Genomic DNA, 446 nt, shown 5'->3' with positions numbered 1-446 from the left:
GCGAAGCGGCGGTCGATGCGGGTGGTCATTTTGTTGTTTTTCCTCGTTCATCCAGCACGGCGCCCCCGCCGTCTTGCATTCATGACATTCCGGGCATTCATGGCATTCCGGGCGATTGCCGCGGCTTCAACGCCCGATGACGACGCTTTGAAAAGCGTTGCCACCGATCATCCTTCGGCGTGCTCGCGAATCTCGATCGTCACGGCGAAAGCATAGAAACCGTCGCGTTCGATGCGGCTTCTCGCCTCCTTCGGATCGAAGGCGATGCGCGGCTGGCCGTCATCGGCGACGTTGGTCAGAAAGGCGAGGTTCTGGCTCTCGCGGATGCCCTTGGGGTTTTCCCTATCGTCGTCCTGGCGAATTGCCACGTAATGGTGCTGGTTTTGCTTGGAACGATAGATTTCGAACATGTTCAGATCTCCATGCCGAGCATTTTCCCGACCGTG

General features: G+C 58.1%; 1 protein-coding gene. It reads right to left on the bottom strand.

The window, feature by feature from the left end; translation table 11 throughout:
* Nucleotides 1-167 precede the first annotated feature (167 nt).
* Complete coding sequence (locus AB843_RS24605) at nt 168-410, bottom strand: hypothetical protein (RefSeq protein ID WP_048649568.1); 243 nt, start codon at nt 408-410, stop codon at nt 168-170.
* Nucleotides 411-446: the final 36 nt, after the last annotated feature.

It is taken from the genome of Nitratireductor soli, from assembly GCF_001050155.1.
In the GTDB taxonomy this organism is placed as follows: Bacteria; Pseudomonadota; Alphaproteobacteria; order Rhizobiales; family Rhizobiaceae; genus Nitratireductor; species Nitratireductor soli.
The sequence above is the reverse complement of the archived record's forward strand: the minus strand, read 5'-3'. Positions and strand labels throughout refer to the sequence as shown.

Coding starts and splice junctions, on each gene's coding strand:
- AB843_RS24605 (WP_048649568.1), bottom strand. CDS start 410: ATGTTCGAAATCTATCGTTCCAAGCAAAACCAGCACCATTACGTGGCA.